Below are 25,033 nucleotides of genomic sequence, written 5' to 3'. Positions count from 1 at the left end.
AACTATAATATATTTTTTAATTCTAATAAATGTTTTACCTGAAAAACAGGACTTTCTACTTCAATATTTTGTTCATTGAAAAACACCGCTTCTATACCCGCTTCTTGCGCACCAATGATATCAGCTTCGTAACTATCGCCAATCATTAAGCTTTCTTCTTTTGAAGCGTTTGCCAAAGATAAGGCAAAATCAAATATGTTTTTATGCGGTTTTTTAACTCCTGCTAATTCAGAATTCGTTATCGTTTCAAAATAATGGTCAATATTTGAATTTTTCATTTTTTTGGTTTGAACCGACGCAAAACCATTGGTAATAATATGCAATTGATATTTTGGTTTTAGATAATCCAATAATTCAATAGCGCCTTCAAAAAGATGATTGTATTCGGGTAAATATTTGATGTATTGTTCAGATAAATGATGAATCATTTCGTCTGAAACTTCAAATTTTAAAGCATCAAAAACATCTTTTAAACGATAATAACGTAAATCGTCATGAGTAATTTGATTTACTTGATACAATTTCCAGTAATGTTGGTTTCTCGGAATGTAAATATTCAAAAAATCGGATAATTCAATATTAAAACCTTGCTGTTTGAAAATAGTGTCAAAAGCAAATCCAGAATTTTTATCAAAATCCCAAAGCGTATGATCTAAATCGAAAAAGAGATGTTTTTTATGTTGGAATGATTTCATTTTATTTTTAAACACGAATTTCACGAATTGTCACCAATTATGATTTCGGTATTTTTCTAATTTACTACTGATTTTTTAACCTTAGATTGTTTTAGCCCTTGTGGGTGCGACACCTTGCATAGTGGACAGCGGCCCTTCGACAAAGCTCAGAATGATGAATCATTAAAAAAAGCCCAAACGACTGGGCTTCTAATTATTTACTTTGCGCTACAATTTCGGCGTCTTCGATATGGTAAATCCAATCTTCCACATCGGTTTCGTTGTATCTAAAAGTTCCTTTTAAAGTTACATACGTATCGGTTTTTAACTTTGGAAAAGCGCCACCTTTAAATTTGATACCCGCAATAGTTTCTGGTCCTGATTTTCCGCAGAAGAAACAAGCGGCAAAAACGTTTTTACTTAGCGCGTAATTTTTGTTATCAATTGGCACAATAAATCCGCTAATGAAAACGGTTTTCTTTTGCATCATTTTTAATTTCATGTTTACTTGTGGGAATTCTACTTCGCCGTAAGTAGCATGTTTTTTTCTTGTGTATTTGATGTCACCTAACATTTTCCATGTCAAGGTATCGTTTGCAACTGAAGTTTCAACAACTGATTTTGTAGTTGTAGTTTTAGAATCGCTGAAGCTCATTAAGGAAATGAACACTACGAAAGCTAAACTTAATTTAATATAATTACGCATTGGCTAATGTTTTTGAAATGTTTAAATTATAAGCTTTGACCGCCGGAATAACCGCCGCCAAAAAGCCCACAAATATAGTTAGTAAAAATAAGGTTCCTTCTTTTTCCCATAAAAATTCGTATGGATTGAAACTCATTTTGAAATCTTCTTCGGCTGAGTTAGATAACATACTTAATCCTACTCTTCCCAAAATCGTACCAAAAATAAATCCAACAACACATAAAAGCAAACTTTCAATCATTACGACTTTTAAAAGTTGTAATCTTTTGGCACCGTTGACACGCATTAAGGCAAATTCGTTTTCGCGTTCTTTTAAAGTATTGTAAAGCGCGATGAAAATCGAAATTCCTGAAATCAACATAATTCCGTAAGCCAAATATTGCAATGCTGAAATTCCAATTCCGAATAAAGAAAACAAACGATTTACTTCTATAGCTGGTGAAGCAACTTGCATTTTGGTATTTTGTGCGATGATTCTTGGCCAAGTTACAATTCCCATTTTGTTGCGGAATTTTAGTAAAACGGCTGTGATTTCCATTCCGGGTTCATCTAAAGTCATATCAACTTCTTCGTGATGCTCTTCACCTTCAACATGAACGTGACCTTCTTCGCCGTGAGCGGGATTTACTTCTTCACCATGACTTCCATGCATTTGCCAAACACTTGGAATCGTACATAAAATCAAATTATCAACTACTTTTCCTGTTGGTTTTGCAATTCCGACAACTTTGTAGGCATAATGGTCATGAACTTCTCCTTCAGCTGCATCGCCATGCGAACCGAAAAACTCGTCACCAATTTTTAAACTTAATTTTTGAGCGATATCACTTCCGATTACAACTTCGAAAATCTTCTCAAAAAGTTTTCCTTCGGAAATTGTTGCTCCATATTTTTCTAAATAATCAGGAGTTGTTCCTAATATTTTATAACCTCGGTAATTATCTCCAAATGCTAATGGAATCGCTTTTTGAACAAACGGATGTTGCATCCAAACTTTTGCCGAATCGTAGCTAATATTTCCCGTTGGAGAATCTACTTGGTACACCGAAGATAAAATCAATTGTAATGGACTTCCTTGTGCGCCCATTACTAAATCAACTCCATCAATATTGCTTGAAAATTTTTCTTCAAACTGTTTTTCGACCAAAACTAAAGTCGTAATAATCGCGACACTTGAGGTTAGCAAAATAACACTCAAGATGGTATTTAATGGTTTGAACCATATATTTTTCCATGCTAATTTTGCTATCATATCAAGGTAATTTTATTGATAAATCTTTCTTTAATTCGGTTGTCGTGCGTAACGATTAATAAAGCCGCTTTATACTCTTTTGATAAAGAAGTTAGTAATTCGATTACTTTCTCCGCATTTTTATCATCTAAACTTGATGTAGGTTCGTCAGCTAACAACACTTTTGGTTCATTTATCAACGCTCGGGCAATTGAAACACGTTGCTGTTGACCAATACTTAATTGCGATGGTAATTTAGACGCTTGGTTTTCGATTCCCAATTGTTCTAATAATTTCTTTGCACGTTTGGTATGTTTTTTACCCGTTGCTAACCAACTTGCCATTTCCAAATTTTCCAAAACGGTCAAAGCACCAATAAAATGCGATTTTTGAAAAACCACTCCAATGTGTTTTCCACGAAATTTATCGGTTGCTTTTTCAGATAGGGAAACAATATCGGTTTTATCGATTTCGATTGTTCCTGATTTTGGTTTTAGTAAACCTGCTAAAATATGTAAATAGGTAGTTTTTCCTTTTCCAGAATCACCTGTAATCAACAAAGTGCTTCCTGCTTCACAATACAAATCGGGCATGTGAAAGAGTTGGTCTTTTGAGTAGGAAAAAGTGATGTTTTTGGTGCTAATCATAGTTCAACGAACATTAATTTTAGTGTTGCAAGATAAGAAATTGGATAGAAAAATTTCTTAAATAATTTCTAATAAAAAACCTTGTGATTTACTTTCATCACAAGGCATTTATATTTTAATCTTAAATATTATTCTTCATCATGCGTACACAATCCTACAATCGTATGAAAAGTGTCGTGTAAACCATTTAATGCTTTAGTGATTTTCTCGTCAGAAGCTTTTGATTTTACTAATTTATCTAATGCTTTACTGTCTTTAGCTAATTTATTAACGGCAGCCACAATTTCTTTCTTATTGAATTGAGCTGGAATTTTTGCCATTTTTAAAGCATTTGCTTTTTCAGCCATTTCAGCACTTCTTTCTTTGATAGGTTGTAAATTTCCTTCCTCACTTGGATGGAAAGTTTGCGACATTACTTTGTGAAAGGTTTTGATTTCTGGCCAAGAAGCAAATGTATCTGGTTTTGGCATCACTGCTTTGTATCTTTTGCTTACTTCTGTCCAGTTAACTACATTCCATAAAGCAGATAAATAATCGCCTCTTTTGTTTTGATATTTTAAGTAATACGCATGTTCCCAAACGTCGATTCCAAAGATTGGTGTTCCTATTACTTCAGCAATATCCATTAATGGATTGTCTTGATTTGAAGTTGAAGTTACTACTAATTTTCCTTCTTTCGTCACAACTAACCAAGCCCAACCTGAACCAAAACGACTTGCTCCAGCAGCATTTAATTTTTCTTTCAATCCGTCTAAACTCCCGAAAGTTTCTATTACTGCTTTTTCTAATTCAGCAGACATTTTAGTGTTTTTCTCAGGTGTTAAAACCGACCAAAACAACTCGTGATTGTAATGTCCGCCACCATTATTACGAACTGCTGCTGGCATAGTAGAAATCTTTGCAAAAATTTCATTTAAGCTTAATTTTTCATCTGCAGTTCCAGCTAAAGCAGTATTTAGATTTTTAACATAAGCTGCGTGATGTTTGCTGTAATGAATTTCCATAGTTTGTGCGTCTACAAAAGGCTCCAAAGCATTATAAGCGTAAGGTAATGCTTTTTGTGTAAACTGCGCCGAAGCAGTAAGAGTTACTAAAAGTGTTGCAACTAAAAGTTTTATGTTCTTCATGATATTTTATTTTTTGATAAAAATACGGCTTATTGATTAGATAAAAAATTAAGAATTCTTAAAATTTCTATAATTCTTGGTTTATACGCAAAGAACGCAAAAGTTTTTCGCAAAGTTCGCAATGGAAAAATCAATAAAAACTATGCGAATATATGTTTAGTTTATTTTTGAAACACATAGATTCTGTGTTGATTTACAACAAAAATCTATGTGTTTAAAAAAAATCAAAAAATTCCTTCATCCTGAAAACTCAAATAACCATTTTCGGTGATAATGAGATGATCTAAAACCTGAATTTCTAAGGTTTGACCAGCTTCTTTGATTCGTTTTGTGATTTTTAAATCGGCTTCACTGGCGATTAATTTTCCTGAGGGATGATTATGAGAAAGAATTAATCCCGTTGCATTTTGTTCAAATGCCATTTTGAAGATTATTCGAATATCTACAACAGTTCCAGTGATTCCTCCTTTTGAAAGCTGAGCTTTGTAAATGACTTTATTGGAATTATTAAGATATAGAACCCAAAATTCTTCGTGAGGCAATTCGCCAATAATGGGTTGCATGATATCGAAAACTGCTTTACTAGAAGTGATTTTTTTGAGTTCGATGGCATCTTCTGCTCTGCGTCTTCTTCCTAATTCTAATGCAGCGGCTATGGAGATGGCTTTGGCTTCACCAATTCCTTTAAATTGCATAAGTTGGGAAACCGACATTTTTCCTAACGTATTCAAATTGTTTTCTGAGGAAGCTAAAATGCGTTGGCACAACTGCACCGCGCTCTCATTTCGAGAACCGGAACCAATTAAAATAGCAAGTAATTCGGAGTCAGATAAGGTGGATTTACCTTTTAGAAGAAATTTTTCACGTGGGCGATCGTCTTCGGCCCATTGATTGATTGGCGTGTACATAAGAATTTATTTTGGCGTTTAAAAAGTTAAAGGTAAAAAAATATTTCATTTGAAGATTTGAAAAATAAATAAATTTTCAAATCTTCAAATTCTCAAATTAATTTATCAACCCTTTCACCTCATCAAAATTCAATCCGCCGTAATTTCCTGAGCTCATTAATAGTAAAGCAGAATTTTCTAAATTTTGACTGAATAAAAAGTCTTTGAACTCAGTTGGATTGGTGTAAATAATTAAATCTTTTCTTTGGAACGATTGTGCAATTTGGTCATAAGTAACTTCCTCCAAACGTTTGATTTTTACTGCATCGGGTGAGTAGAAAACTACTGCAACATCTGCAGCGTCTAAAGCACCTTGGTATTCTTTTAAGAACTCGGCATTTAAACTACTGTAGGTGTGCAATTCTAAACAAGCGACTACTTTTCTATCTGGATATTGAGCTTTTACTGCTTTTGTGGTAGCTGAAACTTTACTTGGCGAATGCGCAAAATCTTTATACGCGACTTTATTCGAACTTTCAGCAATTTTTTCTAATCGTTTGGATGCGCCTTTAAAACTAGCGATGGCTTCGTAAAATTCGGCTTCGTCTACACCCATGCATTGACAAATCCATTTCGCTCCAGCTAAATTACTTAAATTGTGGGCACCGAAAACTTCAATTGGCATTGGACCTTCTGGTGTATCTAATAAAGTGGTACCGTTTTCTACTGTGTAACTTGGTGTTTGGTAGGCAATTTTTCGGATTGGATTTTCGGTTCCTTCAGCTACTTCTTTTACTGCTTCGTCTTCTTCGTTATAGACTAAAATTCCGCCACGCGTGATTTGGTTCACGAAAATTCTGAATTGTTCTACATAATTATCAAACGTTGGAAACACATTGATATGATCCCAAGCAATTCCAGATAACAACGCAATATTCGGTTGGTACAAATGGAATTTTGGTCGTAAATCGATTGGAGAAGTCAAATATTCATCACCTTCTAAAACTATAAAATCGTTATCTTCGGTTAAATGCACCATCGTATCGAAACCTTCCAACTGGGCTCCCACCATATAATCCACCTCAATATTGTGATAATGCATCACGTGTAAAATCATCGAAGTAATCGTCGTTTTTCCGTGCGAACCACCAATAACTACTCGGGTTTTGTTTTTCGATTGCTCGTATAAAAATTCAGGATACGAATATATTTTCAACCCTAATTCTTGTGCTTTCAATAATTCAGGATTATCGGCTTTAGCGTGCATTCCTAAAATAATTGCTTCGATATCTGATGTAATTTTATCAGGAAACCAACCTTCTTCTGCTGGCAATAATCCTTTTTTCTCCAAACGAGATTTTGAAGGTTCGAAAATAGCGTCATCGCTACCCGATACATGATATCCTTTGTTGTGTAAGGCTAATGCTAAATTGTGCATCGCTGCTCCTCCGATGGCTATGAAATGTGTTCTCATTTTTATAGTTTATGAGTTGAAAAGTTTATGAGTTTATGAGTTTGGACACATTGTCTTTTAAACTATTAAACCCAAACCTTTTAACCTATTTTTCAAATTGTTCTTTTAACTTATTTGCTTTCGCTTTATCTTTTAGCTTATTCAAATATAAGTCATATAATTTTTCGAAAGTGGTTTTTGAATTGCCAATTTCGTGTGCTTTTTTATAATTTATTTCTGCTTTTGAATAACGACTAAAATACACATCGATGTAACCTTTTGCCAAATAACCATCGACTTTTGAAAGTGCCATTAATTCATCAGCATATTTTTGAGCTTTTTTTTCGCTTCCACCAATAATTCCTGGTAATTCGATGTATAACATTACCAATGCCCAACGCGTTTCGATATGTTTAGAGTCTAATTTCGCAGCGGTTAAAAATGATTCTTCTACTTCATCAATCATTCCTAAAGCTTTGAATTTATTAGAATTTTTAGCTTTCATTCCCAATGCGCCACCATATTTGTACCAATAATTAGCGTTTTTAGGATAACTATTTTTTAGTTTCTTATAGTTGGTAATCGCCGCATCCCAATCTTTTTGATGTCCAGCAATATCGCCAAGATATTCAATGGTTTTGACGTGATAGGGTTGCGATTTCAAATATTCGGAAAATAGTTTTTCAGCTTCGTTATATTTTTTTTTTGCATACAATTTCTCGGCCTTTTCAAACGTTGATTGTGAAAAGGCAGAAAACGAAAGCAATAAAAAAAAGATTTGGATAATTTTCATTTTTCAAAAATAGTGAAATGATTTTAGTTAATTTTACTTACAAATAATTTAATTTTTAATTCGTCCCAACCTTTTTAAACTTTTACCACTCATTAATAAGAAACAGACAATCATGCAAAAAATTTTATTCTTATTGCTATTCGTTAGCACTCTTAATTCATTTGCACAATATGATGACAAATGGAAAGAAGTTTACAAATATGAATTGGACGGAAAAATCAAATCCGCACAAGAAGAAGTAGAAGAAATTTACAAAAAAGCAAAACGTAAAAAAGAGGAGGTTCAAATTATAAAATGTTTTTTCTATTTATCAAAATTTGAACAAGTTTTTGATGAAAAAGCTCAAACTACGATTATTCATAATATTCAAAAAGAAATCAATGAAGCAAACCCTGTTTCAAAAGCACTTCTGCACTACATATACATTAATATTATAGAAGAATATTATAATAGAAATCGTTATACAATAAAAAAAAGAACTAACTTAGAAAATCAAAAAAACACTGATTTTTTAACTTGGACAGAAGATGATTTTAAAGCTCAAATAGAGAAAAATTACAACCAACTGTTACTTAACGAAAATGATTTAAGATCAGTAAATCTTGATAAATTCAAAGATATTTTTGATATTTCACCAAGTGTAGACGATAAAAATTATTCAATCTATGAATTCCTTTCTCAGAAAAGTTGTAACTATTACAAATCAAGAATTGTTTCATGGAGACTAAAAAAATCAACTGATTTTGAAAATGATATCAAAATATTTTATACTAATCCTAATTCCTTTGTAAATTTTGATTCTAAAAAACTAGAAGATGAAAATCTAAGAAAGTTAATTTCGATTTTTCAGAAAAATGAAAAATATTATTTAGATAAGAAAAATTTCGACAAAGTTGATTTTGCTTATTATGAAAGGTTAAAATTCATCAAGGAAACGTTTTGGAATGAGGAAATATATTTGGAAAAAATTTCTTCATTAGAGAAAACGACTCAAGGTTTATTTTTAAAACAATTTTTAAGAGTTGACAGAGCTCAATATTATCAATCTAAAACATACAAAAACGGAAAAATCAATTCCTACAAAAATACTTTATCTTTAATTGACACAATACTGAATGCAAAAATCAACGTTAATGCACTAGCTGAAGCTGAAAAAATAAAAATAGAAATTACGAATAAAAGTTTGAACATTAAATTACCAAAAATAATTTACCCATTACAAAACAATAGAGCCTTTGTAAACTTCAAAAATGTAGACACAATTTCCATTTCTTACTTTAGGCTAAATGAAAAAATTAGTGCTCTTTTAGATAATAACTATGATTATACCCGAAATAAAAACATCAACACAGACTCTATTGTTAAATTAATAATAGCTAAAAACACGCCATTAAAAGAGCAAACAATTGTTTTACCTAACAAAAAAGATTATTTTGAGTATAATACAGAAGTTTTACTAGAAAAATTAGATACTGGAAAGTATTTAATTTATGTAGAAACCAATAACAATCTGAATACAAAAGCTTTCGCTTACAATAAAATTTCAGTTACTAACCTTTATTTAATAGAAGATAAGGAAGATGTATTTTATTTGTATGATAGAAAAACTGGAAGACCTTTAGAAAATGTAATTATTAGAAATGAAGATGAAGCAATAAAAACAAATAAAAACGGGAATGCATATTTTAAACACAGAGATAGAATTAAAGAAAAAACATACAAAAATGAAATTTTAGTAACCTTTAAAGATGATTCGCTTACAACAAAATACAATCGTGGCTTTTCATATAAAAACGAACAGAATAATCAATATGAAGACGATTTTATCAACTGGGAAGCTAAAGCTTTAGTATTTTTTGATCGTGCAATTTACAGACCTGGGCAAAAGTTATATTACAAAGGCGTGATTATTCAAAAGAAAGACAACAACAAAAGTGTTGTTCCATTTTTAACTGCACATGTAAGTATTTACGATGTTAATCAGACAACCTTGAAAGAATTTGACGTTCAAACTAATGAATTTGGAAGTTTTTCGGGTGAATTTGAAATTCCTAAAAATGTTCTAACAGGCGAATTTACTATAGAAATTGATGAACCAAACAACTACGAACAAGATTCAAAATACTATAACAAAAAAGATGATGAACATCAATTTTGGGACAATGTTGATTTTGAAAGTCACACCGAATTTAATTTTAAAGTTGAGGAATACAAGCGCCCAACATTTGAGATAGTTTTTGATGAAATTACAGAAAATTACACTATTGGCGATTCTATAAATATTAAAGGAAATGCAAAAGCATTAGCTGGAAATAATCTTACCAATGCCAAAATTGAATATTCCATTTCAAAAAGTGTCCATAGTAAAACTAATAGTATTCCGTTTGATGAAGATTATATTATTTCAGAAACTACAACTGATGAAAATGGAAATTTTTCAATACAATTCATGGCTAATGAACCTACTGTTCCAAACAATGAAATTGAAACAATAAATTTTACAATTGATTTTAAAGTTACTGATATTCAAGGAGAAACAAGAACTGCCTCACAAACTATTTCAGTAGGAAGAGAAATGTTAAATATTAATTTAAGCATCAAACCTGAATTAATTTCTGAAGAAAATAACATCTTGTATATTTCCACAAAAACGCTAAACAATTATCCCATTGAAGCAAAGGGTGTTGTAAAAATTTATGAAATAAAAAGTAACGCATTTTTAAAAAGAAGGCTTTTCTCAATTCCTGAAATACAAACAATTAAACGAGAAGAATTTAAAAAATTATTTCCTCATGAGCCTTACGATAACACCGATGAAAAAACAGAAGAAATTCTCATAAAAACTATTCCTTTTGACACAAAAACTAGCAAAGAAATTGCTTTAGAATTTTTAAAAAATTACAGAAATTCTAAATTCAAAATAGTTGCAGAAGCTTATGATTTGAAAAACAATCTAATAACAAGACAAAGAGAAATTAATGTAAAATCTAAAGAATATCCTTATTCTGAAGATGAACTTTTTACATTCAAAGACATAACAACACCTAACACTAAGTTTTATACTATTGAAATTCAATCGATTATTCCTGATTTATATATAACTTCTCGTTTTTATGCAAACGAAGATCTAATACAGGAAGTGAAGACAATTCAATTAAAAAATGGAAAAGCTGTATTTAATTTTAACAAGGAAGTAAAATATTTGAACCATTTAACATTTCATTTCTCAACCATATGGGAAAATGAAGGTTATACAAAAACACACCAAATAAAAAGAGAAGAATCAGATGAAAAGTTCTTAATTGAAATTGAAAGTTTACGCAATAAAATTGAACCTGGAAGTACAGAAAATTGGTCCTTTAAAATTACAGATCCAAAACAACAAGCCGAAATTTTAGCCAGTATGTATGATAGTTCTTTAGACCAATTTGCAAAAGATCGTTGGAACAGCTTTCATTTCCAAGAAAATTATTCCTACCCAAGAATACCTTATATTATAAATTATGATACTACCATTAATCTTTATGTAAACAATTTTAGAACTCCAAGAAATTATTTTGCTTCTTTTAAAAGAGAACCTGAACTATATTGGTTTGGTTTTGATTTTAATGACCCAAAAAACAACTATACTTATAAAAAGTATCAGAGAAGAATTAACAAAACTATTGAAATTCCTAAAAATTCTAAATTAATTTTTGGAGTTGTACATGATGAATTGGGACCAATTGCAGGAGCAAATGTATACATCAAAGGAACCAACAGGGGTACTACAACCGATTTTGATGGCGAATTTTCTATTGAAGCTGCTAAAGGAGAGGTGTTAGTTATCTCTTATACAGGTAAAAAAACAATAACAATATCTGTAGACCAAAACAAAAACCTAGAAATGGAAATAAATTTACCAGATGATTTGATTAATGGTAAAGAAGTTGTTGTTACAGCTTTAGGCATCAAAAAGCAAGAAAAAGTTGTAACATATGCAGCTCAAAGTACAAATTCAAACATATTTTTAGAGCATGAAGAATCTGACTTAGTTAATGCTCTTTCAGGTAAAATAACTGGTGTTCAAGTTACTAATTCTTCTGGAGGCGTTGGATCAAGTACTCGAATTGTATTAAGAGGAACTTCGACAATCACAGAAGAAAATCAAACTTTATATGTAATAGATGGAATTGTTTATGATAGTTCAAACTATGACAACACAAATTCTAATGCAATTTCTTTTAATCCAGATAATATTGAGTCTATTTCGGTTTTAAAAGATTCTATAGCATCTGCTTTGTACGGAATTAGAGGCAAAAACGGAGTAATCATAATTACCACTAAAAATGCTTTAAAGGAATTAACTCAAGCTAAAACAAGAAGTAATTTTAATGAAACGGCTTTCTTTTATCCTCATATTAAAACGGATAATAATGGTAAATTTTCTTTCCTATTTACTACACCCGAATCCTTAACTAAATGGAAATTACGTCTATTTGGTCACAATAAAAATTTAGAATCGGGTTATTTTGAATCGAGTATTATTTCACAAAAAGATGTTATGATTCAAACGAATATGCCTCGTTTTGTTCGTGAAAAAGACGAAATTACCTTAACAGCAAAAGTGGTAAATCTAACTAATGAAATCAAATCAGGAAATGCTATGTTATTGCTTTTTGATGCAACCACTATGCAACCGATTGATGCAATTGCAAAAAATAATTCTAATTTAAAAGCATTTAATTGCAAATCAAAAGAAAGTGTTCCTGTAAGTTGGACAATTTCAATCCCTGAAGGAGTTCAAGGATTACAATATAAAATTGTAGCCAAATCAGGAAATTTTTCTGATGGTGAAGAAAATATTTTACCCGTTATGAGTAATAAAGTCTTACTAACCGAAAGCATTCCGATTTGGGTAAAAGGAAATTCTAAAAAAGAATATGTATTTGATAACCTTACTAACAATGAATCTAAAACTTTAAAAAACCATTTATTTACATTAGAATATACTTCAAACCCAACATGGCTTGCTCTTCAATCATTACCTTATTTGATGGAATATCAACACGAATGTGCAGAGCAAACTTTTTCAAGGTATTATGGAAACTTTATCGCTACCGAAATTATTTCAAGTAATCCAAAAATTGCTTCTTTGTTTGAATCTTGGAAAAATAACCCAAAAGCAGTTTCAAAATTTACACAAAACGAAGAATTAAAGTCTATTGTTTTAAATGAAACACCATGGTTATTAGATGCCGAAAATGAAGAACTAAAAAACAAACGTTTGGCGCTGTTAATGGATTTAAATACCATGAAAGAATCTCAAAAATCTACCATCAAAAAAATAGAAGAAAAACAATTAGCCTCTGGTGGGTTTGCATGGTTTGATGGTGGAGAAGAAAATATTTTTATTACCCAACATATTTTTTCAGGCTTTGGGCATTTAAGCAAATTATTCCCAGAAAAAAAATCGGAATTTAAAAATATAACTTCAAAAGCAATACCTTATTTGGATAGTAAATATATTACTCAAAGTACGCTTAAAAATGACCGAATAAATTATTACGCTTATTCCAACTTACATTATTTATATGCCCGAAGTTTTTATTTAGAAGAATATCCTATTTCAAAAAAAATAGATTCCATTGTAAACATTCAAAAAGTGGAGTTTAAAGCTAATTGGTTAAATTATTCTTTATACCAAAAAGGATTATTAGCTTTAACGATGAATCGATTTGGTGATAAAAAATTCGCAGAGAAAATCATCACAAATTTAAAAGAAACAGTAGCTCGAGATGATGATTTTGGTATGTATTGGATTGAAAATAAAAATGGATATTATTGGTACCAATCGGCTATAGAAACACAAGCATTATTAATTGAAGCCTTTTCCGAAATTGAAAAAGACAAAAAGTTTGTAGATGAAATGAAGGTTTGGCTGTTAAAACAAAAACAATTAAAACATTGGCCTACAACAAAAGCCACAACAGAAGCCATTTATGCGCTTTTATTACAAGGAACCGACTGGACAAGTATAAAAGATAATACCAAATTTAAAATCGGAAACGAAAAAGTATTGTCTAAAAAAATATCAGAAAAAAATAAAGATGCAAGTACTGGATATATAAAAATGAATTGGAATTCTGATGAAATTTCAAAAGAATTGGGACAAATTTCAGTTGAAAACAAATCAGATGTAGCTGGATTTGGTGGTTTATATTGGCAATATTTTGAAGATTTAAATGCTGTAAAATCAGATAGCACCTCAGCACTTTCAATTACAAAAAACCTTTATAAAAAAGTAAAAACTTCAGAAGGAGATAAACTTATCGATATAAATTATGAAAATGTAAAAGTTGGTGATTTAATTACCATTCGACTAATCATTAAAACGGATAATGATTTAGAGTTTGTTCATTTAAAAGACTTAAGAGCATCTTGTTTTGAGCCTGTAGATGTAATTTCTAAGTACGATTGGAAAGACGGCATCAGTTTTTACAGAAGTACGAAAGATGTGGCCACTCATTTCTTTTTTGACAAGATTAAAACCGGAACCTATGTTTTAGAATATGAAGTTCGTGTAAACAATTCAGGTTCTTTTAATGATGGTATTGCAACTTTTCAAAGCATGTATGCTCCAGAATTCTCGAGTCACTCAACCAATACCAAATTAAAAATTCAAAAGTAAACCATAAAAAAAACGTCCCGAATAATCGGGACGTTTCTATTTATATTGTAATTAAAAATTACTTCACAATAGTCATTTCGTCTACAATGTGTTTAGCACCTGAGAAATTCTCAATTACCCACAATACATAACGAATATCTACGTTGATTGTTCTTTGTAATTTTTTGTCAAAGATTACGTCACCTGCCATAGCTTCGATGTTCCCGTCGAATGCTAAACCGATTAATTCACCTTTTCCATTTAATACTGGCGAACCTGAATTTCCTCCTGTAATATCATTATCAGTTAAGAAATTTACATGTAATGAACCATCTTTATCTGCGTAACGACCGAAATCTTTAGCTGCGTTCATTTGTAATACTCTTTCTGGCAAATCAAATTCTAAATCACCTTTTTTGTATTTTTTAACTTGACCAGCTAATGTAGTGTAGTTATTAATTTTAGCATCATTACGTTTGTCTGCTGGTAAAGAACGTACTTTACCATAAGTTAAACGTAAAGTTGAATTGGCATCTGGATATTTAATTTCTCCAATTTTAGATTCTCTTAAACCTTCCACTAATAAACGGAAAGAAGCACCAAAATCATTTTGAGATTTGATTAATTCTTCACTTCTAAAGCTGTAATGAGTCAATAAGTCATTTGTTAACACATAAAGCGGATCGTTTTTAAGTAATTCTTCAGATGGTAAATCTAAGAAAGCTTTTACTCTATCAACAGAAGTAAAAATACTTAAATCGAATGCTGCGTTTACATATTTAGTAAAATCGCCATTGTTTTCTTTAGCCAGTTTTTCAACCATTGGAGCTAAAGTATAACCCGCTTTTTTAGCATATAAATTTAATTGAGCTGCTAAAATATCTTTTTCAGCTGGAATATGTAATTCACTATGCATTCCTTCAGCCATTTCTATAATTGCTGGAGCCATTTGCGCTCTTTTTGTAGCATCTGCTTTAGCATAGTTTTCTAACTGTTTTCCTAAACCTCTACTTACTGTACCGAATGCAGAAGTTCTAAACAATTGCATCATATAATTATCATGACGCGATTTCTCATTCGTCATTGCATAATATTTATTGATTGTAGGAACTACATTACCATATTTAGCTTTATTCTCTGGTTTATTTGCCCATTTATGGAATTTAGCTTCTTGAGCTGCTTTTGTTTTAGCTGTACCAAATTTTGATAATGCATCAATCATTCCTTGACGGTTTTTCCAGTAGTTGGCTATTCCTGCAAATTTAGAAGCATAGATAAGGTTTAAAGCATCCGACTGAACCATGTATTTTTTCATGTTGTCCATACCTACTTTTGAACCTTCAACCCATGCTGGATAAGCAAATTTTACGTTTTGCTCAATTCCACCTGCTGGCATCCAACGGTTAGTTCTACCTGGATAACCTAAAATCATAGCGAAGTCATTTTCTTTAACACCACCAATATTTACTGGTAAATAATGTTTTGGTTTTAAAGGAACATTGTTTGTAGAATATTCAGCTGGATTTCCGTTTGCATCAGCATACACTCTAAACATAGAGAAATCTGCCGTATGACGAGGCCATTCCCAGTTGTCAGTATCTCCACCAAATTTTCCTAAACTTTCTGGTGGAGTCCCTACTAAACGAACGTCTTTATAATCTTGGTAAACGAAATAGTAATATTCATTTCCTTGAAAAAACGGACGAACAGAAACAGTAAATTTTCCTCCTTCGTTGTTTTCTTTCTCAATTTTAGCGATTTCCGCATTGATAGCTTTTTCTCTATCAGCTTCGCTCATTGAAGGATTTACAACAGATAAGATTCTTTTTGTACAATCGTCCATACGAACAAAGAAACGTACATATAAACTAGATGGTTTTAATTCTTCTGCTCTGTTTTTTGCCCAATACCCATTTTTTAAATAGTTTTTTTCTGCTGAAGATAATTCTGCAATTGCATCATATCCACAGTGGTGATTAGTTAAAACTAATCCGTCTTTTGAAATTAATTCAGCAGTACATCCACCGTTAAATTGAACGATAGCATCTTTTAAACTGTGATTGTTGATACTGTAGATTTCTTCGGCTGTTAATTGTAAGCCCATTTTTTGCATGTCGCGGTGATTTAAACGCTCAATGAACATTAAAAACCACATTCCTTCATCTGCTTTTACCGAAGCTGGCACAAGCATAATAGCAGAAACGACAAATAATACTAATTTTTTCATAATAAATCTGTGTTCTTTTGATTTGTGTGGCGAATATACTTAAAAATACGATTTCGATAAAATTATCATTTCAAAATCAAGTTAGATTGAAGCAATTTTAACTTTTTATTATAATAACTGCATTAAAAACAAAAAAGCACCTTCAAATAAAAGATGCTTTTTCTTACGTTTATTTTAACTTTTTTTATTTTTCTTCAGCATTCAACATTTGCCACAATTTGTCTTTCAACTCTTGTAAACCTTGTTGTGCAACAGATGAAATAAACATATAAGGTGTTCCTTTAAATTCCTTATCCAATTGTTTTTTCAATTCTGCTTTTAATTCATCATCTAACATATCGCATTTTGAAATCACAATCAAACGATCTTTATCTAACATTTCAGGATTGTAACGACGTAATTCGTCTAACAAAATTTCGTACTCTTTCTTAATATCATCCGCATCAGCAGGAACTAAAAACAACAAAGTTGAATTACGCTCAATATGACGTAAGAAGTAATGTCCTAATCCTTTTCCTTCTGCAGCACCTTCAATAATTCCTGGAATATCGGCCATTACAAACGACTGAAAATCTCTGTACGCTACAATTCCTAAATTAGGTTTTAAAGTTGTAAATGGATAATCGGCAATTTTTGGCTTTGCCGAAGTTAAAACTGACAACAAAGTTGATTTTCCTGCATTTGGGAAACCTACTAAACCTACATCTGCTAATACTTTTAATTCTAAAGTAACATCCACTTCTTTTACCGGCATACCTGGCTGAGCATAACGAGGCGTTTGATTGGTTGAACTTCTAAAATGCCAGTTTCCTAAACCACCTTTTCCTCCTTCTGCTAAGATTTTAACTTCATCGTGTTCTGTAATTTCGAACAAAACATCTCCTGTTTCTTGATCTTTTACAACCGTTCCTAATGGTACTTCGATGTATTTATCTTCTCCATCATGACCTGTACTTCTTGAACTCCCTCCATCACCTCCGTGGCCTGCACGCATGTGTTTTAGAAATTTCAAATGAAATAAGGTCCAAAGATTTTTATTTCCTTTAATATATACGTGCCCACCGCGACCACCATCTCCTCCATCAGGCCCACCTTTTTCAATAAATTTTTCTCTGTGTAAATGCGACGACCCTTTTCCTCCCTTTCCAGAAGAAACATATATTTTTACGTAGTCTACAAAATTCCCTTCTGTCATCTTTTCATAGTATTCAGTTATCAGTGTTGAGTTTTCAGTGATTTTTCAACCTACAAAACCTCTTTTCTGATAACAATTTGTTATTCTCAATGTACACTATTTAGAACTGATTACTAAATACTGAACACTGAATACTTAATTATTATTCTTTTAAATTGGTGATTAAAACTTTATCAATTTTAACACCGTCCATATCGATAACTTCGAACTCTAATTTGTTCCAAATTAACTTTTGTCCTTGTTTTGGGATTACTCCTAATTCTGTTATGATTAATCCACTTACTGTTGTTACTTCGTAATCGCCTATTAACTCATCCATATCAAAATAAGTTAAGAAATCGTGAAGCGAATAATGTCCGTCAACTAACCACGAACCATCTTCTCTTGCTACAATTTTAAATTCGTCTTCATAGAAATCAGCTGCATCTCCTACTAAAGCTTCTAAAATATCATTCAAAGTGATAATTCCCTGAAAAACTCCGTGCTCATCGGTAACTAATGCGTAATGCACTTTCGTTTTTTTGAAATTTTCTAATGCTTTGTAAGCCGAAGTATGTTCAATAAAATAAACAGGTTCTTGTGTAATTTTCTTTAAATCGAAATTGCCTTGCTCAAAACTAGCAAACAAATCTTTTAAAGAAACCACTCCTTCTACATCATCTAAATTATCTTCACAAACGGGATAAACCGAGTGTAACTCGTCTAAAACTTTTGCTTTGATTTCTTCAATTGTATCTTCGTATGACAAATAAACAATCGATTTTCGATGCGTCATTAACGAATTTACTTTTCTATCGCCAATATGGAAAACTCGCTCTACTATATCTTGTTCAATTTCTTGAACCTCACCTACTTCTGTCCCTTCTTTAATAATAGCTTTGATTTCTTCTTCCGTAACTTTTCCATCAGCTGTTGGTTTTATTTGAAAAATTTTCAATAAAAACTCTGTTGATGTAGTAAGCAACCAAATAAAAGGCATCGTAACTGTTGAAACCAATTTCATTGGAACAGCAACTGCTTTTGCAATTCCTTCAGGATAATTCAAACCGATTCTTTTTGGTAATAATTCTCCTAAAACTAGAGAGAAAAAGGTTAACACTACAACTACAATTCCAACAGCAATTGATTCCGAATACGGTTTTAATGCTTCAAACCCTGAAACAAAATTCTGAACATCAGTCGTGATTTTATCTCCTGAATAAATACCCGTTAAAATTCCAATTAAGGTAATTCCAATTTGAACGGTTGACAAAAATTCGTTTGGTGAATTGGCTAAATCTAAAGCGGCTTTAGCATTTTTATTTCCTTTTTTAGCCGCAGTTTCTAGTCGATTCTTTCTAGCCGAAATCAATGCGATTTCCGACATTGAAAAAACGCCATTCAAGACAATAAGAAAAAGAATAATTAAAATTTCCATAGTTAAAATTACAAAAAAAGAGCAATATTCCGTTTTAAGAAATCGCTCTTTTCCGTTTGCAAATATCGAAAAAAAAAATGAAAGCCCGAAATTTATCTCTCGGGCCTTATTTTCTTATTGAAATGTATCTAAAACTAAACTTAATCTTTCGGTAACTTCTTCAATTGTTCCAATACCGTCGACTGCATAAAATTTGTGTTGCGCTTTATAATAATCCATTAATGGCGCAGTTTTCTCGTTGTATTCTTGGTAACGATTTCTGATTTTTTCTTCGTCTTGATCGTCAGGTCTTCCTGAAGTTTTTCCTCTTTCTAACAAACGTTGAACTAAGATTTCATCGTTCGCTTCCAAAGCTACAGTTGCAGTAATTTCTTGATTTTTACCTTCTAAAAATTTATCTAAAGCTTCAGCTTGTGCAATTGTTCTTGGAAAACCATCAAATAAAAATCCAGCTGCTTGCGGGTTTTTATCTACTTCGCTTTGCAACATTTTAATGGTTACTTCATCTGGAACCAAATCACCTTTATCCATGAAAGTTTTAGCTAATCTTCCTAATTCCGTGTCATTTTTAATGTTGAATCTAAAAATATCTCCTGTAGATAAATGTACTAAATTGTATTTGTGCTTTAAAAAATCGGCTTGAGTTCCTTTTCCTGCTCCTGGTTTACCAAATAATACGATATTGATCATTGCTTTGTTATGTTAAGTTGTAATAGTTAGTTATTCTGATAATTGATATACGTCTTTTAAATTTCTTCCTAAACCATCGTAGTCTAAACCATATCCTACTATAAATTTATTTGGAATTCGAATCCCTACATAATCTAATTTAATATCTTTTGTGTAGGCTTCTGGTTTTAAGAATAAAGTAGCAATTTTGAAATGTTTCACATTGTGATGTTTCATAATAGCTTTTAATTCCTCAATCGTATTTCCGGTATCTACAATATCTTCTACAATAATAACTGAACGACCTTCTAAATTTTGGTTCAAACCAATCAATTGTTTTACCTCATTTGTAGTTTGAGTTCCTTCATAAGAAGCCATTTTTACAAACGAAACTTCACAGTCATGACTGTATTTTTTAAGCAAATCGGCCACAACCATAAAAGAACCGTTTAAAACACCTACAAATACTGGAACATCATCGCAAAAATCATCTTCAATTTGGCGCGCCATATTCTCAATTGCAAAGTTAATCTCTTCTCCCGAAATAAAAACTTCAAATTTTTTATCGTGTAGTTGTATCATTTTTGGTTAGTTTTAGAAATAAACAACAAATTTAAGAAAGTCAACCGAATAGCTCCAAAGTATTTCAACTTTTTTGCAAATTTGATATATTTACCGAATGAAAAGTCAAATGTATCAGAAAATCGAAGTAAGCACTTGCCATGTTGCCAGCCGGAAAATGGTTAGTAATTTTGCCATGAAAGATGAAAAAAATCTTAGCGAAATGATTGAATTAGCTTTTGATATCCATCATGAATTACATGTAAAAGCCTTTTGGAGTTTGGATTTGGTTTGCGAAAAGAAACTCAAACAATTTGTTCCTTATATTGAAGATTTCTGTACCATTCTTCCCAAAATAAAAGACGATTCAGCGTTACGACCAGCGACTAAAATTGCTTTCTTTTTAGTGAAAAGCAATCACAGAAAAAACGGAATTTCTCTTACACAAGAGCAAGAACACAATTTAATTGAAGCCTTAATTGACCGATTGATTCAAGACGAAAAAGTAGCAGCAAAAGTGTATGCTATGAAAGCCCTTTTTGTCTTGGGCAAGAAATATGATTGGGTTCACGAGGAATTAAAAACCATTATTTCACAAGATTATTCCAATCACAGTGCAGCTTACCAAGCGGCAACACGAAATCTTTTAAAAAAACTCAACAAGTAGTATTTTCTGAATTCTAAATTCTGAATTCTAAATTCTTACTCTTATCTTTGCGACACAAACAACAACACACGATGAATTATTTTTCTTCTGATTTTAAATTAGGAATTTTAGGAGGAGGTCAATTAGGAAAAATGCTTTTGACCGAAACTCGAAAATTCGATATCCAATCTTTAGTTTTAGAACCAAGTGAAGAAGCTCCAGCACGATACAGTTGCAACGGATTTTACAAAGGCAGTTTAATGGATTTTGACACCGTTTACCAATTTGGTCAAATGGTCGATTTGTTAACCATCGAAATTGAAAATGTAAACCTAGACGCTTTAGATAAATTGGAAGAAGAAGGATTACCGATTTACCCTTCGCCAAAAACCTTACGTTTGATTCAAAACAAAGGAAAACAAAAAGATTATTACGTTTCAAACGATATTCCTACTTCGCCTCACCAACGATTTGTTGATTTGAACGATTTGAGAAATACGTTAGCAAAAGACGAATTAGAATTTCCATTTGTATGGAAATGTGCGCAATTTGGATACGATGGAAATGGCGTTAAAATTTGTCGATCTGCATTAGACTTGGTAAAACTTCCTGATGTGGAATGCATTGCAGAAGAAATGGTTCCGTTTAAGAATGAATTGGCGGTAATTGTAGCACGTTCTGTTTCTGGAGAAGTGAAAACGTATCCCGTAGTAGAAATGGAATTTCATCCTGAAGCGAATCAAGTAGAATATGTAATTTGTCCAGCTAGAATTGATAAAAAAGTGGCACAAAAAGCTACCGAAGTTGCTTTAAAAGTTTCAGAAGCTTTCCATCATGTTGGATTATTAGCAGTGGAAATGTTCCAAACTGCTGATGATGAAATTTTGGTAAACGAAGTCGCTCCTCGCCCACATAATTCTGGACATTATTCAATTGAAGCGAGTTATACTTCGCAATTCGAAAACCATTTGCGTGCGATTTTAAACTTACCTTTAGGGAACACCGATAGCAAAGTTGCCGGAATTATGGTTAATTTGGTAGGTGAAGAAGGATATTCTGGACAAGTAGTTTATGAAAACATAGAAAAAATCATGGCCATCGTTGGTGTAACTCCACATATATACGGAAAAAGAGAAACAAGACCTTTCCGAAAAATGGGACACGTTACCATCGTAAATGAAGATATGACGGAAGCGAGAAAAATTGCAGAAGAAGTAAAGAATAGCATTAGAGTTATTAGCGAAGTAAAATAAACACCAATTTCACGAATTATCACTAATTTAATTGGTGTAAATTAGTGGAATTCGTGTTAAACAATTAAAACAAATGAGTAAAGTAGCAATAATAATGGGAAGCATTTCGGACATGCCGGTAATGCAAGAAGCCATCGACGTATTAAAAGGTTTTGATATCGAAACTGAAGTAGATATTGTTTCGGCACACAGAACACCTGAAAAATTATTTGATTTCAGTAAAAATGCACACGAAAGAGGTATTTCGGTAATTATTGCTGGTGCTGGTGGCGCGGCTCATTTACCTGGAATGGTTGCTTCAATGTCGCCACTTCCTGTTATTGGAGTTCCTGTAAAATCGAGCAATTCTATTGATGGGTGGGATTCAGTTCTATCAATTTTACAAATGCCAGGAGGAGTTCCTGTTGCAACTGTAGCATTAAATGGAGCAAAAAATGCTGGAATCTTAGCCGCACAAATTATCGGAAGTTCTGATAAATGTGTATTGGATAAAATCATCACCTACAAAGAAGGTTTGAAACAAGCGGTATTAAAAGCTTCGGAAGGATTGAAATAAAAACAGAAAACCCCGAGTTATTACTAATTCGGGATTTCTACTCACAATTAAGTGACAACTATAAAAAAATTCTACTCTCTCTCTGTTTGGGGCAAAAAGGATGTTCCTACATCATTTCATCGACAAAATTATACACTTTATCGATAAAAACAAATTTTTATGACACTTTTTTTAAAAAAATTTACAACAAAGTACAATACGGCACCTTTTAGTAAGATTAATCTTTCAGACTATAAGGAAGCTTTCGAAAAAACTATCGAACTCGCTCGTACTGAAATCGATAGCATCGTAAATAATACAGAAGCACCTACTTTTTCGAATACAATTGAAGCTTTGGATTATTCTGGAGAGCAATTAGATCGTTTATCAAATATTTTCTTCAATTTGAATTCAGCAGAAACTTGTGATGAAATGCAAAAAATTGCGCAAGAAGTTTCGCCTTTACTTACAGCATTTAGTAATGATATTGCTTTGAATGAAGACTTATTCAAACGAGTAAAAGCCGTTTATGATCAAAAAGACACTTTGAATTTAACAACTGAACAAGCGACTTTATTAGACAAAAAATTCAAAGGTTTTTCTAGAAATGGTGCGTTACTTTCAGAAGAAGATAAATTAAAACTACGCGAAATTGATACCGAATTAGCGAAATTAAAGTTGACTTTCGGAGAAAATGTTTTGGCAGAAACGAATAATTATCAATTGCATATTACTAATGAATCCTATTTAAAAGGTTTACCTGATGGCGCTAAAGAAATGGCGGCTAGTTTGGCAAAATCTAAGAATTTAGAAGGTTGGGTTTTTACTTTAGATTTTCCAAGTTATTTGCCTTTTGTCACTTATGTCGAAAATCGTGAACTACGAAAAGAAATTGCAATCGCTGCTGGGAAAAAAGCATTTCAGAATAACGAATTCGACAATCAAGAAAATGTAAAACGTATTGTTGAATTACGTCACAAACGTGCTAATTTATTAGGTTATCAATCGCATTCGCATTTTGTTTTGGAAGAACGAATGGCGCAAAATCCAGAAAAGGTACAATCGTTTTTGAATGATTTATTGGAAAAAGCAAAACCAGCGGCTCAAAAAGAATTTGCTGAATTAACCACTTTCGTAAAAGAATTAGACGGAATTGACCAATTAGAAAAATGGGATGGCGCGTATTATTCGGAAAAATTGAAACAAAAATTATTCAGTTTGGATGATGAATTGTTGAAACCGTATTTCAAATTGGAAAATGTATTGAATGGTGCTTTCACGATTGCTGAAAAGTTATTCGGAATTACTTTCAAAGAAGTTTTTGATATTGACAAATACCACGAAGACGTTCAAACTTTTGAAGTATTGGATTTCGAAGGACAATTAGTCGCTGTTTTCTATTCGGATTTCTTTCCAAGAAAAGGAAAACGAAACGGCGCATGGATGACATCATACAAACCACAATATATAAAGGACGGAATCAACGAAAGACCACATGTTTCTATCGTTTGTAATTTCACTCCGCCAACCGAAACAAAACCTTCTTTGCTTACTTTTAATGAAGTAACGACCTTATTTCACGAATTTGGGCACGCGTTACATGGCATGTTAGCTAATACAACTTATCCAAGTTTATCAGGAACTTCGGTGTATTGGGATTTTGTGGAATTACCAAGTCAAGTGATGGAAAACTGGTGTTACGAACCCGAAGCATTAGCTTTGTTTGCTAAACATTACGAAACGGGTGAAATTATTCCGCAAGACTATGTAGAAAAAATCAAAGAAAGTGCGAGTTTCTTAGAAGGAATGGCGACATTACGTCAATTGAGTTTCGGGATTTTAGACATGGCTTATCATAGCAAATCGCAAACTATTGCTGATGTAAAAGCTTTTGAAAAACAAGCTATGGAGATTGCATCATTATATCCAGATGTAGCAGAAAATTGCATGAGTACTTCATTTTCGCATATTTTCCAAGGCGGTTATTCTTCGGGATATTACAGCTACAAATGGGCAGAAGTTTTAGATGCCGATGCGTTTGCGTATTTCCAAGAAAAAGGGATTTTCAATAAAGAAGTAGCAACCAAATTCAAAGACAACGTACTTTCAAAAGGCGGTACCGAATTACCAATGGAATTGTATAAAAAATTCAGAGGTCAGGAACCGAAAGTGGAGGCTTTATTGAAGAGAGCTGGGTTGATGTAAGATTTTAAATATTCAATTTCACTACTATCCGAAAGTTTTTCAAAAATAGAAAAAAAACTTCTGTATCCCTTTGTTTATATGCTTAATTTTGTTTGATTGATAAAATTATCTGTTGAAAAAATGTTTTTTTCTGGTGGTTTTTCAGCTTTTTTTACAAT

17 protein-coding genes and 1 pseudogene are annotated in these 25,033 nt (G+C 32.1%); 5 read left to right on the top strand and 13 right to left on the bottom strand.

All coding sequences use genetic code 11. The features are described 5' to 3' along the window. Window positions 1-2: 2 nt before the first annotated feature. From ACE3PD_RS00585 to ACE3PD_RS00550, 8 genes and pseudogenes are all read right to left on the bottom strand, one after another. Window positions 3-695 carry a YjjG family noncanonical pyrimidine nucleotidase gene (locus ACE3PD_RS00585; RefSeq protein WP_374398580.1) on the bottom strand — a complete coding sequence of 231 codons (693 nt, stop codon included), beginning with the start codon at window positions 693-695 and terminating at the stop codon, window positions 3-5. A gap of 193 nt (window positions 696-888) precedes the next feature. Continuing rightward, window positions 889-1,380 (bottom strand): hypothetical protein, encoded by a 492-nt coding sequence (locus ACE3PD_RS00580; protein WP_374398579.1) that lies wholly within the window; start codon window positions 1,378-1,380, stop codon window positions 889-891. Next, a complete protein-coding gene (locus ACE3PD_RS00575; RefSeq protein ID WP_374398578.1) occupies window positions 1,373-2,632 on the bottom strand; it encodes an ABC transporter permease in 1,260 nt (419 codons plus the stop codon). The genes ACE3PD_RS00580 and ACE3PD_RS00575 overlap by 8 nt, the downstream gene beginning before the upstream one ends. Further along, window positions 2,629-3,258: an ABC transporter ATP-binding protein gene (locus tag ACE3PD_RS00570; RefSeq protein ID WP_374398577.1), complete on the bottom strand. Its 630-nt coding sequence runs from the start codon at window positions 3,256-3,258 to the stop codon at window positions 2,629-2,631. Before ACE3PD_RS00570 ends, ACE3PD_RS00575 begins: the two co-directional genes overlap by 4 nt. Window positions 3,259-3,725: 467 nt before the next feature. Further along, window positions 3,726-4,385 (bottom strand): annotated as a pseudogene (locus ACE3PD_RS00565) (superoxide dismutase); the annotation flags it as partial. Window positions 4,386-4,609: 224 nt separating this feature from the next. Further along, entirely contained in the window at window positions 4,610-5,293 is a 684-nt protein-coding gene (gene radC, locus ACE3PD_RS00560; RefSeq protein ID WP_153207758.1) for a DNA repair protein RadC, read from the bottom strand. Between the two features lie 97 nt (window positions 5,294-5,390). Continuing rightward, a complete protein-coding gene (gene murC / locus ACE3PD_RS00555) occupies window positions 5,391-6,746 on the bottom strand; it encodes a UDP-N-acetylmuramate--L-alanine ligase (protein ID WP_374398576.1) in 1,356 nt (451 codons plus the stop codon). An 85-nt stretch (window positions 6,747-6,831) separates the two neighbouring features. After that, window positions 6,832-7,518: a tetratricopeptide repeat protein gene (locus tag ACE3PD_RS00550; protein WP_374398575.1), complete on the bottom strand. Its 687-nt coding sequence runs from the start codon at window positions 7,516-7,518 to the stop codon at window positions 6,832-6,834. A 112-nt stretch (window positions 7,519-7,630) separates the two neighbouring features. On the opposite strand from ACE3PD_RS00550, the gene ACE3PD_RS00545 reads away from it, so the two are divergent. Continuing rightward, a complete protein-coding gene (locus ACE3PD_RS00545; protein WP_374398574.1) occupies window positions 7,631-14,188 on the top strand; it encodes an MG2 domain-containing protein in 6,558 nt (2,185 codons plus the stop codon). A 58-nt stretch (window positions 14,189-14,246) separates the two neighbouring features. On the opposite strand, the gene ACE3PD_RS00540 is transcribed toward ACE3PD_RS00545, so the two are convergent. The 5 genes from ACE3PD_RS00540 to hpt all read right to left on the bottom strand — a co-directional run bounded on the left by ACE3PD_RS00540 (window position 14,247) and on the right by hpt (window position 20,257). Beyond that, window positions 14,247-16,394 carry a S46 family peptidase gene (locus ACE3PD_RS00540; protein WP_374398573.1) on the bottom strand — a complete coding sequence of 716 codons (2,148 nt, stop codon included), beginning with the start codon at window positions 16,392-16,394 and terminating at the stop codon, window positions 14,247-14,249. 184 nt (window positions 16,395-16,578) lie between these two features. After that, window positions 16,579-17,589, bottom strand: coding sequence for a GTPase ObgE (gene obgE / locus ACE3PD_RS00535; RefSeq protein WP_291265111.1), 1,011 nt, complete (start codon window positions 17,587-17,589; stop codon window positions 16,579-16,581). Window positions 17,590-17,731: 142 nt separating this feature from the next. After that, a complete protein-coding gene (locus ACE3PD_RS00530; RefSeq protein ID WP_374398599.1) occupies window positions 17,732-18,955 on the bottom strand; it encodes a hemolysin family protein in 1,224 nt (407 codons plus the stop codon). Between the two features lie 165 nt (window positions 18,956-19,120). Further along, entirely contained in the window at window positions 19,121-19,696 is a 576-nt protein-coding gene (locus ACE3PD_RS00525; RefSeq protein ID WP_374398572.1) for an adenylate kinase, read from the bottom strand. Window positions 19,697-19,726: 30 nt separating this feature from the next. Then, complete coding sequence (gene hpt / locus ACE3PD_RS00520; RefSeq protein ID WP_374398571.1) at window positions 19,727-20,257, bottom strand: hypoxanthine phosphoribosyltransferase; 531 nt, start codon at window positions 20,255-20,257, stop codon at window positions 19,727-19,729. A gap of 109 nt (window positions 20,258-20,366) precedes the next feature. Between hpt and ACE3PD_RS00515 the strand changes: the two genes are divergently transcribed. From ACE3PD_RS00515 to ACE3PD_RS00500, 4 genes are all read left to right on the top strand, one after another. Continuing rightward, a complete protein-coding gene (locus tag ACE3PD_RS00515; protein WP_374398569.1) occupies window positions 20,367-20,903 on the top strand; it encodes a hypothetical protein in 537 nt (178 codons plus the stop codon). A gap of 71 nt (window positions 20,904-20,974) precedes the next feature. Further along, window positions 20,975-22,135: a 5-(carboxyamino)imidazole ribonucleotide synthase gene (locus tag ACE3PD_RS00510; protein WP_374398567.1), complete on the top strand. Its 1,161-nt coding sequence runs from the start codon at window positions 20,975-20,977 to the stop codon at window positions 22,133-22,135. A 73-nt stretch (window positions 22,136-22,208) separates the two neighbouring features. Further along, entirely contained in the window at window positions 22,209-22,691 is a 483-nt protein-coding gene (gene purE / locus ACE3PD_RS00505; protein WP_374398565.1) for a 5-(carboxyamino)imidazole ribonucleotide mutase, read from the top strand. A gap of 159 nt (window positions 22,692-22,850) precedes the next feature. Beyond that, window positions 22,851-24,875 carry a M3 family metallopeptidase gene (locus ACE3PD_RS00500; protein ID WP_374398563.1) on the top strand — a complete coding sequence of 675 codons (2,025 nt, stop codon included), beginning with the start codon at window positions 22,851-22,853 and terminating at the stop codon, window positions 24,873-24,875. Window positions 24,876-25,033 lie beyond the last annotated feature (158 nt).

Origin of the sequence: Flavobacterium sp. (assembly GCF_041911335.1) — a bacterium.
GTDB lineage: Bacteria > Bacteroidota > Bacteroidia > Flavobacteriales > Flavobacteriaceae > Flavobacterium.
This window is presented reverse-complemented; position numbering and strand designations above follow the sequence as displayed.